Source organism: Sanguibacter keddieii DSM 10542 (assembly GCF_000024925.1).
Classification (GTDB): domain Bacteria; phylum Actinomycetota; class Actinomycetes; order Actinomycetales; family Cellulomonadaceae; genus Sanguibacter; species Sanguibacter keddieii.
In genome coordinates, this window is the sequence record NC_013521.1 from 1,678,628 (window position 1) to 1,693,393 (window position 14,766).

General features: G+C 70.6%; 16 protein-coding genes. 9 read left to right on the top strand and 7 right to left on the bottom strand.

All coding sequences use genetic code 11. The features are described 5' to 3' along the window. The first annotated feature begins 65 nt into the window (after window positions 1-65). Genes SKED_RS07330 through SKED_RS07340 form a run of 3 tightly spaced genes read left to right on the top strand, consistent with a single transcriptional unit; the run spans window position 66 to window position 2,502 of the window. Window positions 66-1,022: a Nif3-like dinuclear metal center hexameric protein gene (locus SKED_RS07330; RefSeq protein ID WP_012866499.1), complete on the top strand. Its 957-nt coding sequence runs from the start codon at window positions 66-68 to the stop codon at window positions 1,020-1,022. After that, a complete protein-coding gene (locus SKED_RS07335) occupies window positions 1,019-1,768 on the top strand; it encodes a zinc ribbon domain-containing protein (RefSeq protein ID WP_012866500.1) in 750 nt (249 codons plus the stop codon). The genes SKED_RS07330 and SKED_RS07335 overlap by 4 nt, the downstream gene beginning before the upstream one ends. Window positions 1,769-1,770: 2 nt before the next feature. Continuing rightward, on the top strand, window positions 1,771-2,502 hold the full coding sequence (locus tag SKED_RS07340) for a histidine phosphatase family protein (protein WP_012866501.1): 732 nt from the start codon (window positions 1,771-1,773) through the stop codon (window positions 2,500-2,502). Between the two features lie 67 nt (window positions 2,503-2,569). On the opposite strand, the gene SKED_RS07345 is transcribed toward SKED_RS07340, so the two are convergent. After that, window positions 2,570-3,340: a phosphotransferase gene (locus SKED_RS07345; RefSeq protein WP_012866502.1), complete on the bottom strand. Its 771-nt coding sequence runs from the start codon at window positions 3,338-3,340 to the stop codon at window positions 2,570-2,572. Window positions 3,341-3,508: 168 nt separating this feature from the next. On the opposite strand from SKED_RS07345, the gene ppk2 reads away from it, so the two are divergent. Further along, window positions 3,509-4,426: a polyphosphate kinase 2 gene (gene ppk2, locus SKED_RS07350; RefSeq protein WP_012866503.1), complete on the top strand. Its 918-nt coding sequence runs from the start codon at window positions 3,509-3,511 to the stop codon at window positions 4,424-4,426. A 34-nt stretch (window positions 4,427-4,460) separates the two neighbouring features. Here ppk2 and SKED_RS07355 read toward each other — a convergent pair whose 3' ends face one another. Genes SKED_RS07355 through SKED_RS07365 form a run of 3 tightly spaced genes read right to left on the bottom strand, consistent with a single transcriptional unit; the run spans window position 4,461 to window position 7,760 of the window. Beyond that, a complete protein-coding gene (locus SKED_RS07355) occupies window positions 4,461-5,237 on the bottom strand; it encodes a YaaA family protein (RefSeq protein WP_012866504.1) in 777 nt (258 codons plus the stop codon). A gap of 46 nt (window positions 5,238-5,283) precedes the next feature. Then, window positions 5,284-5,475, bottom strand: coding sequence for a YbdD/YjiX family protein (locus SKED_RS07360; protein WP_012866505.1), 192 nt, complete (start codon window positions 5,473-5,475; stop codon window positions 5,284-5,286). Further along, complete coding sequence (locus tag SKED_RS07365) at window positions 5,472-7,760, bottom strand: carbon starvation CstA family protein (protein WP_012866506.1); 2,289 nt, start codon at window positions 7,758-7,760, stop codon at window positions 5,472-5,474. The genes SKED_RS07360 and SKED_RS07365 overlap by 4 nt, the downstream gene beginning before the upstream one ends. Window positions 7,761-7,946: 186 nt before the next feature. Between SKED_RS07365 and SKED_RS07370 the strand changes: the two genes are divergently transcribed. After that, complete coding sequence (locus tag SKED_RS07370) at window positions 7,947-8,840, top strand: alpha/beta fold hydrolase (RefSeq protein ID WP_012866507.1); 894 nt, start codon at window positions 7,947-7,949, stop codon at window positions 8,838-8,840. A gap of 19 nt (window positions 8,841-8,859) precedes the next feature. On the opposite strand, the gene SKED_RS07375 is transcribed toward SKED_RS07370, so the two are convergent. Together SKED_RS07375 and SKED_RS07380 are read right to left on the bottom strand one after the other, a co-directional pair. Beyond that, entirely contained in the window at window positions 8,860-9,405 is a 546-nt protein-coding gene (locus SKED_RS07375; RefSeq protein WP_012866508.1) for an NUDIX domain-containing protein, read from the bottom strand. 10 nt (window positions 9,406-9,415) lie between these two features. Continuing rightward, a complete protein-coding gene (locus SKED_RS07380) occupies window positions 9,416-9,871 on the bottom strand; it encodes a DUF7832 domain-containing protein (protein ID WP_012866509.1) in 456 nt (151 codons plus the stop codon). 58 nt (window positions 9,872-9,929) lie between these two features. Here SKED_RS07380 and SKED_RS07385 point away from each other — a divergent pair, with 58 nt between their 5' ends. From SKED_RS07385 to SKED_RS07400, 4 genes are all read left to right on the top strand, one after another. Continuing rightward, the gene (locus SKED_RS07385) at window positions 9,930-10,316 is read left to right on the top strand and encodes a tautomerase family protein (RefSeq protein ID WP_012866510.1); all 387 of its coding nucleotides are present in this window, start codon (window positions 9,930-9,932) and stop codon (window positions 10,314-10,316) included. A gap of 223 nt (window positions 10,317-10,539) precedes the next feature. Continuing rightward, window positions 10,540-11,913, top strand: a complete 1,374-nt coding sequence (locus SKED_RS07390; RefSeq protein ID WP_012866511.1) for an ABC transporter substrate-binding protein — start codon at window positions 10,540-10,542, stop codon at window positions 11,911-11,913. A 6-nt stretch (window positions 11,914-11,919) separates the two neighbouring features. Beyond that, on the top strand, window positions 11,920-12,855 hold the full coding sequence (locus tag SKED_RS07395; protein WP_012866512.1) for a carbohydrate ABC transporter permease: 936 nt from the start codon (window positions 11,920-11,922) through the stop codon (window positions 12,853-12,855). Continuing rightward, window positions 12,852-13,676, top strand: a complete 825-nt coding sequence (locus tag SKED_RS07400) for a carbohydrate ABC transporter permease (protein WP_012866513.1) — start codon at window positions 12,852-12,854, stop codon at window positions 13,674-13,676. Before SKED_RS07395 ends, SKED_RS07400 begins: the two co-directional genes overlap by 4 nt. Here the strand turns inward: SKED_RS07400 and SKED_RS07405 are convergent. After that, window positions 13,666-14,706 carry a LacI family DNA-binding transcriptional regulator gene (locus SKED_RS07405; protein WP_012866514.1) on the bottom strand — a complete coding sequence of 347 codons (1,041 nt, stop codon included), beginning with the start codon at window positions 14,704-14,706 and terminating at the stop codon, window positions 13,666-13,668. The two genes, SKED_RS07400 and SKED_RS07405, sit on opposite strands and share 11 nt — an antisense overlap. Window positions 14,707-14,766 lie beyond the last annotated feature (60 nt).

Here is a 14,766-nt window from a genome sequence, read left to right on the forward strand (position 1 = left end):
CCCTGCGCCGCGAGCAGCCGGTGCGCCCCGAGCGCACCCCACCGACCGGACGGTAACCTGCCACAGTGACCGCCGATCGACAGCAGGACCTGCCAGACGACTCCACCCCGGCTCCGACGCTCGCCCGCGTCGTCGAGATGCTCGACACCCGGTACCCGCCGTCCACGGCCGAGGACTGGGACGCCGTCGGCCTCGTGGTCGGCGACCCGCAGCGCGCCGTCCGCCGCGTGCTCTTCGCGGTCGACCCGGTCGCCGACGTCGTCGAAGAGGCCGTCGCCTGGGGTGCCGACCTCCTCGTCACCCACCACCCGCTCCTCCTCAAGCCCGTCCACTCGGTGGCCGCCGGAAGCGTCAAGGGGTCGGTCGTGCACCGGCTGATCGAGGCCGGGTGCGCCCTGTACGTCGCCCACACCAACGGCGACGCTGCTGAGCGCGGCGTCAACGACGCGCTCGCGGACCTGCTCGGCATGGTCGACCGTCGTCCTCTCGACCCGCACTCGCCCGGTGCCACGACCGGCGCCGGTCGTGTGGGCAGGCTCCCGCAGCCCACGACACTGCGGGCCTTCGCCGAGCACGTCGCCGCGGTGCTGCCCGCGACGCCGCAGGGTGTCCGTGTGGCCGGAGACCTCGACGCGGCGGTCGAGACGGTGGCCGTCCTCGGTGGCTCGGGGGACTCGTACGTCGCCGCGGCCCGTGCCGCCGGAGCCGACGTCTACGTCACCTCTGACCTCAAGCACCACTCCGTCTCCGAGGCCCGCGAGCAGGCCCGGCTCGACGCCCTCGCGGCTGGTGACGCACCGGGGACCGGCAGGCCGTTCCTCGTCGACACCGCGCACTTCGCGAGCGAGTGGCCCTGGCTGCCGTACGCGGCCGACGACCTGGTGCACGACTGCGCCTCTGACGGCACTACGGTGGTCACCAGAGTCAGCGTCCTGCGCACCGACCCGTGGACCGCACGGTTCGGGTCGCCGGGCACCGACGACCAGACCTCTCACGACCCAACGGAAGGACACCAGCCGTGACCAAGGCCCCTGTCGAGGACCAGCGCCGACTCCTGGACGTCCAGGCGCTCGACACCCGAGCCCAGCAGCTCGTGCACCGTCGCACCACGCTCCCAGGCCTGGCGACCGTCAAGGACATCGACTCCCAGCTCGCCGACGTCACCTCCGCGCTGGTCGCGTCGCGCACCGCCGCGAGCGACCTGCGCCGCGAGCTCGCCAAGGCCGAGGGCGACGTCGAGCAGGTGCGGGCCCGTGCGGCACGCAACCAGCAGCGGCTCGACTCCGGTGCTGTCGGGGCCAAGGACGCGCAGGCGCTCGTCACCGAGCTCGAGTCGCTCGTCCGCAGGCAGGGCGCGCTCGAAGAGGTCGAGCTCGAGGTCATGGAGCGTCTCGAGGCGCACGAGGACACCCTCGGCAAGCTTGACGAGGCGCACCAGAAGACTCTCGACGCCAAGGCTGCGGCGCTGGCCGAGGTCGACGCGCAGACCGCGGAGATCAACGCACAGCTGAACGTCGTTCAGGCGGACCGTGCGAAGGCCGTCGAGGGTCTCGACGCCGCGCTCGTCACGCTCTACGACAAGATCCGCACGCAGCTCGGCGGGCAGGGCGCCGCGGCGCTCCGCGGCGGCCGCTGCGAGGGGTGCCAGCTCGACATGAACCAGACGGACCTCTCCGCCATCCGTGCGGCGGCCCCCGAGGACGTCGTGCGGTGCGAGGAGTGCGGGCGCATCCTGGTGCGTATCAAGGACGACCGCCCGAAGGAGTGAGCATGAGCCAGACGCCGGAGACCACCGGGGGACCAGGGGCAGCGCGGCCGACCGGCGCCAGGCCGACGGGCGCGACGTTCCGCCCCGACGCCGACGAGCCGCTCACCGCGATCCTCGTCCGGCACGGTGTCACGCCGCACACGACGAGCGGTGCCTACTCCGGCGGTGGCGTCCCCGGGCCCAGCCTCAGCGGGGACGGCCGCATCCAGGCAGCGCAGGCGGCCGACCTGGTGCACCGCATCGGCCGCAAGATCTGGCCGGACGTCCCGCGTGCGACGGAGATCGTCGCGTCGCCCATGGTCCGGACCCAGGAGACGGCGGCGGCGATCAGCCGACGTCTCGGCCGCGCCGTCGTCACCGACCCGCGCCTCGCCGAGGGGCACTTCGGCGAGTGGGAAGGCCTGACCGCCGACGAGATCGAGGTGCGGTGGCCCGGACAGCTGCGGGAGTGGCACGAGTCCGGGACCTTCGCGATCCCCGGCGGCGAGTCGATCGCCCAGACGGGCGAGCGGCTGGCCACGGCCATGGACGACCTCATCGCCGGCGGCCCGGGCCGCACCGTCGTGGTCGTGTCGCACGCGGTCGCGCTCCGCTCGGTGATCGGGACCGCCTTCGGGGCGCCCGCGTCCCAGTGGCACCGCATCCGCATCGCCCCGGCCTCCGTGAGCATGATCCGCTACTGGGCCGACGGCACCTCGGAGATCACCGCGATCGGCATCCCGCCGGAGATCTGAGGTCCGGCCACCGGTCTGAGGTGCAGGATCAGGTCCGAGCCGCCGGGCACGGTCCGGCGGGGGCGGGTCAGCGGCCGTGCAGCGCGACCCTCCACGTCTCCTCGTTGCTCTGCGCGTAGCGGGTAGCGGCGAGCCAGTGGTCTCCGTGGCCCGAGGTGAACATGGACCCCCACGGCTGGCGACCGGTGGCGTGGGCCGAGCGCAGCATCTCGTGCATCGCAGCGGCTCGCCGTCCGAGCGTGGCAGGGAGAGCGTCTCGGAGCGTCTGGTCGGCGCCGTAACCTTCGACGAAGGCCGCCAGGTCGGCGGCGGCGTCGGTCGGGTCGGCCCGCGAGTCGTTGATCGTGAACGACTGCGCGGCGTACGCGAGGTCCCAGAGGCGGGTGCTCGGACCTGCCCCGTCCCAGTCGATGAACACCCATCGGGCCCCGACGACCAGGTTCCACGGCGCGAGGTCGTTGTGGCACACGAGGTCGGCACCAGCGTCTGCCGCGGCTGGAGCAGGGAGCAAGACGTCCCACGCGGCGCGACGGTCGGTCGCGAGGTCCTGCGTCGCGTCGTGCACAGACCGGACGAGCCGTCCGACGCGTGCGAGCTCGTCGCGCGTGAGCGGTGGTGAGTCCATGGCGATCCGGCCCGGGACCATCTCGAGCACCTGGCGGCCCTGCTCGTCGCGACCGAGCACGGCTGGGACGTCGACCCCGGCCTCCCGGACGTGGCGCATGACGTGATGGACGGCCGGGGTCGCCGAAGTCCAGGGTTTTCGCACGGTCGAGCCGACCCGCACGACAGCGTCCGAGGCGTTGCCGCCCGCCAGCGGCTCTTCGACGTCGTCCACCGTCCGAGACTAGCGGCGCCGCACCGCGCCGCACGTCCGACCCGGAGGTGCCGCCCGAGCGGTCACCCCGGTGTGCCCGCCACCCCTGTGCTCTCCGGGCGCAGGGTGCATGATGGGCTGCAGCGAACGACGGCCCTGCTCAGGGGGCCCGAACCAGGAGGACGTCCGATGGCGAACGACACACCTGCCCAGCACCGCCACGCGAAGGGCGGAGACCCGGTGCCGGCCTCGGACGCGACAGACACGCGCATCCCGGGTGGGCCGCACGACGCAGGCGACGACACACCGCCCAAGCTCCCCAAGCTCAAGAAGAAGGCGTACGAGGCCGAGCTGTTCCGGCTCCAGTCCGAGCTCGTCAAGCTCCAGGAGTGGGTGCGTGCGTCGGGCGAGCGGCTCGTCATCGTCTTCGAGGGGCGCGACGCGGCGGGCAAGGGCTCCGCCATCAAGCGCGTCACCCAGTACCTCAACTCGCGCCACGTGCGCGTCGCGGCGCTGCCTGCACCGACGGAGCGCCAGAAGTCCCAGTGGTACTTCCAGAAGTACGTGGAGCACCTCCCGGCGGCCGGGGAGATCGTCCTGTTCGACCGCTCCTGGTACAACCGGGCGGGCGTCGAGCGGGTCATGGGGTTCTGCACACCGGCCGAGCACAAGCGGTTCATGGCGCAGTGCCCGGTGTTCGAGCAGCTGCTCATCGACGACGGCATCATGCTCCGCAAGTACTGGTTCTCCGTCTCCGACGCAGAGCAGGAGAAGCGGTTCGCGTCGCGCCTCGAGGACCCGATGCGCCAGTGGAAGCTCTCACCCATGGACCTCGAGTCCATCGCCCGGTGGGAGGACTACTCGCGCGCCAAGGACGACATGTTCATCCACACCGACACCCCGGCGTCGCCGTGGTTCGTGGTGGAGAGCGAGGACAAGAAGCGCTCGCGCCTCAACATGATCTCGCACCTGCTGTCGACGGTCCCGTACGAGGAGGTCACGCACCCGCCGATCACGCTCCCCGAGCGCCCCGCGTCGACCGGGTACCGCCGCACCCCGCGCGAGCTGCAGACCTACGTCCCGGACCACGCCTCGACGCTGAGCTGACGCACAGGGACGGCCTCTCGTCGAGGCTCGCGTGTCACAGCACCACGAGCTCGAGGGTGGACGCCCCGTTCTTCCCGTCGAGGAGCGTGGCGTCGACCAGCGGCCCGCCGACGAGCTCGGTCGCGGCCTCGAGGACCTCCTTCGCGGTGCGGGGCTGGTCGCCGCCGCGGGTGAGCAGGTGCCGGGTGAGGACGCCACGGGTGTGCTTGGCGTTGTGCGAGACGACGGAGCGCTTGCCGTCGAGCTCGCGGAGGACGCGGACGCTCACCCAGTCGGTGCCCTTCGCGGGCTTCCAGGCGGCGAGGTAGGCGGCCGACCGGCAGTCGACGACCACGTCGCCCTCGGCCCGTGGGCTGAGGACCTTCTCGAGGTGCGGGCGCCACGCGGTCGCGAGCGGACCGACGCCTGGCAGGTCGGTGCCCATGGACAGGCGGTACGCGGGGATGACGTCGTCGGGGGAGACCGCGCCCCACAGCGCCGAGACGGTCCGCACGGAGTCGTGCGCGAGCGCGGCCTGCTCCGGGGTGAGGTCGTCGAGGCCCGCTGCGGCGTAGAGCACCCCGGTGTACACGGTCGCCGCCCGAGCCGCGGGCTCGGTGCCGAGCCGGGTGTTCCGTGCGACGTCGTCGGCGAGGCTCGGCCCGACCCCGAGCACGTCGAGGGCGGTCTTGCGGGCGCTGACCTTGGCCAGGGCGCGCATCACCTTCGTGCGGTGACGGGTGAGCGTCGGGGCGCTCAGGGCATCGAGGTCGACCGGCTCCCCGGTGGGCGCCGGTGACTTGCCTTCGGACGGTGGGAGCAGGATGAGCACCAGAGGAGTCTAGTCAGCGCAGGTGTCACGCCAGACCGTGAGCACGTCAGCAGCACCGGGACACGGGCGCCGCCTCCTGGTCCGCCGTGCGCTTGCGCCAGTAGTCCCGTTCGCTGAGCGGCTCCGCTCCCGGGTGGGCAGACGCGTGCCTGCGGACGTACCTGGCGTACGCGGTGTCGCCCATGAGCTCGTGGACGTACCACCGGACGGCCCGGAGCCAGCGCACCAGCAGTCTCACCTCCTCACCTCCCCGGTGGTCCGCACGACCTCCGCCTGGACCTCCTTCTCGGCGCGGGTCGCCACGAGGTGCGAGGGCGCGAAGAGCCTCGACGCCTCGAAGGGGTCCTCGGAGCTCGTCGTCCCCGGTTCCCGCAGCGCACCCCAGACCGCGCGCACCGCTGTGACGAGCAGCGCGGTGATCATGAGGACGAACACGATCGAGAGCGTGCCCTGGACGGTGGTGTTCCGGACGATCGCGTGCGCGTCGGCGAGCTCCGCCGCCCCGGTGATCTCCCCGGAGGCGATGCGCTCCTGGTAGAGGGCGCGCTGCGCCCAGTACCCGATCTCGGGGACGCTCGAGAAGATCTTGTGCCACGAGGCGGTGAAGGTGACGACCACGTCCCAGACGAGCGGGACCAGCGGGATCCAGACCCACCGCACGTAGCCTCTGCGGACGACCATGACCGTGACGAGGGTGAGTGCCGCGGCCGCGATGAGCTGGTTGGCGATGCCGAACAGGGGGAACAGCGTCCTGATGCCCCCGAGCGGGTCGGTCACGCCCATCATGAGCAGCGAGCCCCAGGCGCTCACGACGGCGGCGGTCGACAGCCAGCTCCCGAGCCGCCACGAGGGCTTCCGGAACCGGGGTATCCAGGTGCCGAGCGAGTCCGACAGCATGAACCGGGCGACCCGTGTCCCGGCGTCGACGGTGGTGAGGATGAACAGGGCCTCGAACATGATCGCGAAGTGGTACCAGAACGACATCATCCCCTTGCCGCCGACGACCTCGTGCAGGATGTTCGCCATCCCGACGGCCAGCGTCGGCGCGCCCCCGGTCTTGGACACCACGGACGGCTCGCCGATGTCGGAGGCGACCGCGTCGAGAGCCTCGGCCCCGGTGAGGGTGACCGTCTGGCCGTCGACCTCGGTCTCCCACCGGACCTCGACGGGGTCGCCCGCGATGTCGACGAGGCCGAGGGCGTCCACGGCGTCGGCCGCGCCCTGCGAGGTGCCCTGGGTCATGGCCTCGGGCATGTTCATCGCGAAGTAGACGCCCTGGTTGAGGGAGATCGCGGCGACGAGCGCCATGATCGCGACGAAGGACTCCATGAGCATCCCGCCGTACCCGATGACGCGGACCTGAGACTCCTTCTCGACCATCTTGGGTGTGGTGCCCGACGCGACGGTCGCGTGCAGCCCGGACAGTGCGCCGCAGGCGATGGTGATGAACAGGAACGGGAACAGCGAGCCGGAGAACACGGGGCCCTCGCCGGTGCTCGCGAACTCGGTGACGGCGGGCATCTGGACTGCTGGCATCACGATGACGATGCCGGCGGCGAGGACCAGCACGGTCCCGACCTTCATGAAGGTCGACAGGTAGTCGCGCGGCGTGAGCAGCAGCCACACCGGGAGCACGGCCGCGCTGAACCCGTAGATCACGAGCGCCCAGGTCAGGGTGACGGGGGAGAGGTGGAACAGGTGCCCGAAGGAGCTCTCGGCGACGTACCTCCCGCCGACGATCGCTGCCATGAGCAGGACGAACCCGACCACGGAGATCTCGGTGACGCGTCCTGGTCGGACGTAGCGCAGGTAGACGCCCATGAACAGGGCGATCGGGATGGTGCAGCCGATCGAGAACACGCCCCAGGGGCTCTCGGCGAGCGCGTTGACCACGATCAGGGCGAGCACCGCCAGGACGATCATCATCATGACGAAGACGACGACCATCGCGATGGCGCCGCCCACCGGTCCGATCTCGTCGCGGGCCATCTGCCCGATCGACCTCCCGCCGCGTCGCATCGAGAAGAACAGCACGAGCATGTCCTGGACACCGCCGGCGACGACGACACCGAAGATGATCCACATGGTCCCGGGCAGGTAGCCCATCTGGGCGGCGAGCACGGGGCCGACGAGCGGCCCTGCGCCGGCGATGGCGGCGAAGTGGTGGCCGAACAGCACGCGGCGGTCGGTCGGGTCGTAGTCGGTGCCGTCGTCGATGCGCTCGGCGGGGGTGGCGCGGCGGTCGTCGGGGCGCATGAGGCGGCGCTCGACGAACCTCGCGTAGAACCTGTAGGCGAAGGTGTAGGTGCACAGGGACGCGACGATGAACCAGATGGTGCTGACCTGCTCGCCGCGGACCACCGCGATCATCGTCCAGGCCACACCGCCCAGGAGTGCGACTGCCGTCCAGAGCGTGACCTTGAGCGGCGTCCACCGAGGCCTCTCGACCACCCCCACGGGATCGCCGTCAGGGGTGCGCAGCACCTCGACGTCGGGCAGCGGTGCGCGTGCGGAGGTCGCCATCGAGACTCCTTGGGGTCCACCTCGTGCCGGTCTGGCCCGAGCCTGCGGGAGACGCTAGCGAGTGTGGCGCCCCGGCGGGTGAGAGACGTGCATCACCGCAGGTCAGAGGTCACAAACCTGTCAACCCAGGCGGGGCGCCTCGGCGTGGCGCGACCTCGGCCCGACCGGAGGCCTTAGCCTCGGCGCATGCACCTGCACGAGCCCCACCTGCCCGACCCTGTCCCCGTCGTGATCGACGGGGCGTCGATCGCCACCTACGTCCTCGAGCCCGACGGCCCGTCCGCGGGTGACGTCGTGCTGTGCCACGGCACGCCGTGGTCGTCGCGTGTCTGGGCGCAGGTCGCGCGGAGGCTGAGCGCGACACACCGGGTGCACCTGTGGGACATGCCCGGCTATGGCCGGTCGACCATGGACGCGGGGACTCCCGTCGGCCTGCCCACCCAGTCCGTCCGCCTCGCGCGGCTGCTCTCGCACTGGGGTCTCGACCGCCCGCACGTCGTCGCGCACGACGTCGGTGGTGCGGTAGCACTGGGCGCGCACCTGCTGCACGGCGCCGAGTACGCAGACCTCTTCCTGTGGGATGCGGTGACTCTCGACCCGTGGGGTTCGCCGTTCTTCCGCCTGGTCGCCGACCACCCCGACGTCTTCCCGCAGCTGCCGCCCGCGCTCCACGCGGCCCTCGTCCGGGAGTACGTGTCCGGGGCGTCGCGCCACCGGCTCGACGCCGCCACGACCGACGTCCTCGTGGAGCCGTGGCTCGACGAGGACGGCCAGCGGGCTTTCTACCGTCAGGTCGCCGCGCTGCGTCCCGAGGACACCCGGCCGGTCGCGGCCCGGCTCGGTGAGGTGCGCTGCGAGGTGGGCGTCGGCTGGGGTGCCGAGGACCCGTGGGTCCCGGTCGAGCAGGCGGGACGGCTGCGGGCGCTGCTCCCGGGGGACGTCCCGGTCGTCGAGCTCGACGACGTCGGCCACCTGGCCCCGCTCGAGGCGCCTGGTGCCGTGCATCACGCGCTCGACGCCTGGCTGTCGACCGGCCGAGAGTCCCTGACGCTCGACCCGGGGGCCGCGGAGCAGGCCTGAGTCGTCCCGGGAGCTCTGCCTACCCGACCCGCCCGAGCGCGAGCGCCGCGTACATGAGCGCCGCGACCGTCTCGCCGTCGGTGATCGTGCCGTCGCGCACCATGCCGAGCGCCTCGGACCACGGCACGCGGCGGGTGCCGACGATGCCCTCTTCCTCCTGCTCGTGCGCCTCGCCCGAGTCCCGCAGCCCCCGGGCCAGGAACACGTGCTCGGGGGCGCGGCAGACCCCGTTGAGACCAGACATGAAGCCGATCGGCTCCCACGAGTCGGCCACCAGGCCGGTCTCCTCGCGGAGCTCGCGCTGCGCGGCGAGCAGCAGGTCCTCGCCGTCGGAGCCGCCCGCGGGGATCTCGAGAGAGGGACCGCCGACGGTGTACCGGTCCACCTCGACGAGCACCACCTCGTCGGCGTCGGTGAGCGGCACCACGAACACCGCGGGGTTGCGGATCTCGACGACGCCGTAGATCCCCTCGGTTCCGTCCGGGCGCCCGACGGCGTCCTCACGGACCCGGATCCACGCGTTCTCGTACACGACGTCCGACGACAGGGTCGTCCAGCTGGTCATGGCGGGCCCGTCAGCTGAGGAACGGCGGGCGGCCGGCGTGCTGCCACTGCTCGAACCGGTAGGAGATGACGGCGGCGACCTTCTCGTAGCTCTCCTGGGTGTCGGGCACCCGGTAGAGCGTGTCGATGTCGGGGTCGTCGGAGAACGCGTCGGCGTAGTCGGCGATGAACGTGACGTCGCCGCCCGCTCCCTCGTAGTACGCCATGGTGAAGTCGGCGCCGGTGCGTGACAGGGGAGTGTCGGTGAGCTGCCCGTCGAACCAGGTGAGCAGGAACTCCGCCCCGGACATGGTCCCCGCCTGGACGGCGAAGATGTCGTCCTCGGCGGTCGCGAACAGCTGGTCGGTGAGGTGCTGGCTGCGGATCAGCCAGGTGAGGAAGATCCCGATGTGGGTCGCGCCCGCCTCGGGCGGCAGGTCGGCCGGGAAGGTGCCCTCGGAGTGCCACGTGGCGTCGTCGAACTTCATGCCGACAATCCTCGCACGGGCCTCTCACGAACCTGGTGGCGCGACTACGATCATCGGCATGGGTCAGCTCATCGTGCACGGCAGGCGCTCGCAGTGGCTCGACCAGCGGACGGAGCTGTCCGACGTCCTCCACGAGGCGCTCGTCGACGCGTGGCAGTACCCGGTCGAGAAGCGCTTCCAGCGCTTCGTCTGGCTCGACGACGACGACCTCGTCGCACCGCAGCGCGGTCCGCGCTACCTCGTCGTCCAGGTGGTCGCCTTCGCCGGCAGGAGCCAGCCGGCGCGCCGCGAGCTCATCCGCCAGCTCTACGTCCGCGTCTGCGGCCGCTTCGACCTGCCGCTCGACGACCTCGAGATCGTCATCATCGAGAGCCCACGCGACAGCTGGGGCATCCGCGGCGTCAGCGGAGACGAGCTGACCCTGGGGTACACGGTCGACCTGTAGGCGTCGTCCGCCGCGCGACCCGACCTGCGGGTGGGGCGTCGGCCAGCGTGGGCGTGGGAGCCCGCGGCTGGTCCTGACCGGCACCGGTGCGGCCTGCTCAGGAAGCCTCCTCCGGGCTGCTTCACGTCGTGTCAACCAGGGCGTTGACCCCGTCGGGGACTCTTCGTAGCGTGGTCGATGGGTTTAACGGTAAACCCTCTGACGGACGACTGAGGAGAACTCGATGAAGAGGTCTGGGGCGCTCGTGGCGTCGATAGGTGTGACCGCGCTCGTGCTGGTGGGGTGCTCGCCGGGGGAGGGCTCGACGGCGGTCGAGGTGACCGTCGCCCCGTCAGGGCTGCCGGTCCAGGGCGAGACCCTGACCTACGACCCCAACCGGCTGGTGAACGACGGCGAGGTGATCTCCCTCGACTGGTGGCTCTGGGACGGCGACGAGGTCTTCCAGGCCTTCGCAGACGCCTACACCGAGCTCCACCCCAACGTGGAGATCAGCATCGTGAACCAGCCCTGGGACGACTACTGGACCAAGCTGCCGCTCGCGCTGCGCGACGGGTCGGGGCCCGCGCTGTTCAACATCCACAACAGCCACCACGACAACCTCATCGGCTACCTCGAGCCGTACGACCTGCCTCTCGACGCCCTCGCCGCGGACTACCTCGGTGTCGATGCCCACCTGGTCGACGGACAGGTCCACTACCTCGACTACGGGCTCATGACCGGCCTCGTCTACTACAACGCCGACATGTGGGCCCGGGCGGGCCTCACCGAGGACGACCACCCCGCGACGTGGGACGAGCTGCGTGAGGTCGCCCAGCGGCTCACCGTGCGCGACGGGGACAGGCTCACCCAGGCCGGCTTCTCGTTCAACAGCCTCTTCCGTGAGTTCAGCCTCGGTCTGCCGTACCAGGAGGGGCAGCACCTCTTCGCGGCCGACATGGTCACCCCGGACCTCGACAACCCCACGATGCTGTCCGTCGTCGAGCGGTTCCTCGACCTCTACGAGGTCGACCAGGTCGGCTCCAAGGACTTCGGTCCGGTCGCGGACGAGAGCTTCGGCCAGGGCCAGACGGCCATGATCTACACCTGGGGCCACTTCTACGGGAGCCTGCTCGAGGACTACCCCGACATCGACTTCGGTACCTTCCGCACTCCCGTGCCCGACACAGGCGAAGAGCCGTACGCCTACGACCGCTACAACGGCGAGTCGACGACCGGTATCAACGCCGGTGCCTCGGCCGAGGAGATCGCCGTCGCGCAGGACTTCGTCCGCTTCTCGCTCACGCACGCCGACCTCATGCGTGACCTGTGCCTGCACTACTCCGTGCTCCCGATGTACACCGCGCTCGCCGACGACCCCGCGATCGCCGCGCACCCCGTGCTGAGCGCGCTCGGCGACGTGGACCGCTACATCTGGCCGGGCCCGCTGCCCGCGGCCTTCGAGTCCAGCGTCGACGTCATGTGGGAAGACATCCTCTACAACGGTGTCGAGCCGGCGGCGGCGCTCGCGACCGCCCAGCAGACCGTCGAGAGGGAGATCGCCCACGACGGGTTCGTCTCGCGGGAGAACCACTACGCCGCGTACCCCGCAGAGCGCTGAGACGCCGTGACCACCATCGCCCCTTCTGGCGTCCCTGCTGACACCGCTCCGCGCCGGACCCGGCGCCGCCTGCACCGCGGCGAGCGGTCCCTGCGCACCACTGTCGTCCTGCTCGTCGTGGGGTTCAACGCCGTCCTGCTCGTCTACCCGGTCGTCTCGGCTCTCCGGGGGAGCTTCCACCGGTGGAACCCTCTCAACGGCACCTACGACCCGATCGGGTTCGAGAACTACGCGACCCTGTTCACCGACCCGGTGTTCTGGCGGACCGCTCTCAACACGGTCGTCTTCGGCACGGTCGTCATCACGCTGCGTGTCGCCGTCGGGCTCGCCCTCGCCTGCGCCATCTTCGCGAGGGTGACGCGCTGGAAGACCTTCTTCCGGACGATCTTCTACCTCCCGACGGTCACGCCGCTCGTCGCGGTGGCCTACGTGTGGAAGCTCGCTTACCACCCGCAGATCGGGGCGGTGGACACGGTCCTGGGGCTCGACATCAACTGGCTGTACGACAGCACCTTCGCGCTCCCGGCGATCATGGTCATGACGGTCTGGAAGGACTTCGGCTACGCGGTGATCCTGTTCCTGGCCGGGCTCTACGCCATCCCGGAGGAGACCCTCGAGGCCTCGGTCGTGGACGGCTGCTCGCCGGCTCAACGGTTCAGGTTCATCACCCTGCCGCTCCTCGCGCCGATGACGGTCTTCGTCGTGGTGACCTCGGTGATCGCCTACCTGCAGGCCTACGTGCAGATCCTCGTGATGACCGGTGGCGGGCCAGGGCGCTCGACGAACCTCATCTCGTTCCTCATCTACGAGGAGGCCTTCGTCAAGTACAACTTCGGCTACGCCTCGGCCATCGCCTTCGTGCTCTTCTTCTGCACGGCGCTCATGACCGTCGTGTCGTTCCGCCTCGCCGGAGGACGCTCGCTGCTCAAGGCCGCACGATGATCGCGCGCAAGGCCGGGGCGGTCCTCCTCCACGCGACGCTCCTCGGGCTCGGGCTGCTCACCGTCGCCCCCTTCGTCTGGATGGCGCTGTCGGCCTTCAAGACGAACGCCGAGATCAACAGCCTCGACCAGACGCTGCTCCCGCGGGAGTGGACCATCGAGAACTTCGTCAACCTCCAGGAGACCTTCGACATCCTGCGGCTGTTCTCGAACTCGGTCCTGCTCTCCGTGACCATCACCAGCATCGTGGTCTACACGAGCGCGCTCGCGGGCTTCGTGCTGGTGAAGTACGAGTTCCGCGGGCGGACCGCGATCTTCGCCTTCGTCCTCGGCACGATGATGATCCCCTGGGCGGTGACCATCATCCCGAGGTACACGATGTTCGTCGCGGTCGGGCTGCAGGACTCGTACCTGTCGCTCGTCATCCCCGCAGCGCTGAGCGGGTTCGGCATCTTCATGATGCGCCAGAGCATGGGGGCGGTACCCGACGAGGTCCTCGAGGCGGCCCGGCTGGACGGCGCGTCGGAGACCTACGTGTTCCACAGGATCGTGCTGCCGATGAGCGTCAACGCCATCTCGGCGCTCTCGATCTTCCAGTTCTTGTGGGTGTGGGAGGACTACCTCTGGCCGTACCTCATGATCAACAGCCCGGAGAAGCAGGTGCTGGCCGTCGGGCTCACGACGTTCAGCGGTCGCTACGGCACCGACTACGGAGGGTTGTTCGCGGCGACGACGCTCTCGATCATCCCCGTGATCGTCGTCTACGTGATCTTCCAGCGGCGGTTCGTGGCCGGGGCGGCGAGCGCCGCGGTCAAGGGGTAGGGCCGACCGCGCGGGGAGCACCGACCGTCTCGCGCTCGACGAGCTCGACGTCGAGCACGACGCGTCCCCCGCGCGGTGCACGCTCTGCGGCGTCCTCGGCCGCCGCGAGCAGGAGGTCGACGCTCGCCCGGGCCTTCGCCGGCACGTCCTGGCGGATGGTGGTCAGCATGGGGGAGCGGTGCTCTCCCTCCGACAGGTCGTCGAAGCCGACGACGGACAGGTCGTCCGGTGCCGACAGCCCACGGTCGGCAAGTCCCTTGAGGATGCCGATCGCGATGACGTCGGCCGTGGCGAAGACGGCAGTGGGGCGACGGGAGCTCTCGAGCAGCGCGCCGGCGAGGTCGTGGCCTGCCCGGAAGCTCATCGCGCAGGGCAGGACCAGGTCCGGCTGGACGTCGGCGCCGCTCTCCCGCAAGCCCTGGAGGAATCCGTCGAGCCGCCGACGGACCACTCCTTCGACCGCCGTCTCCGGGCCGGCGAAGGCGACCCGGGTGTGACCCGCCGCTGTCAGGTGCTGAGCCGCCAGGACGCCGCCGCGCGCGTCGTCGATGCGCACGGTCGTCACCGACTCCGACTCCGAGTAGTTGTCGACGAACACCATCGGGATGTCGTACCTGTCCCGGAGCGCGTCGACCTCGCTGCCGAAGGTGCCGAGGAAGATCGCCCCGTCGACCCCCCAGGTGCGCAGGTCGGCCACGGTGCTGGCGACGTCTCGAGCCGCATGGATCATGAGGAACCGGCCGCTGGCAGACACCTGCCGCTGGACCTCTCCGACGAAGGTGGCGTCGTGCGCGTTCGCGAGTGCAGGCTGAGAAGGGTCAGGGTCGGGGTAGACGAGGGCGACGATGCCTGAGGTCCGACCTGACAGGGCCCGAGCAGAGGCGTTGGGGACGTACCCGAGGTCCCGGACGAGCTCTTGCACGCGGGCGACCATCGCGGGGGAGACCTTGCCGAGCCGTCCGTTGACGACGTTCGAGACCGTCATCACCGAGACCCCTGCCGCCTCGGCGATGTCGCGGAGCGTCGTCATCGCAGGTCCTTCCGTCGGTGTGCGGTCGTCCGTGACTGTACCGCTGAGAGAGGCGTCCGG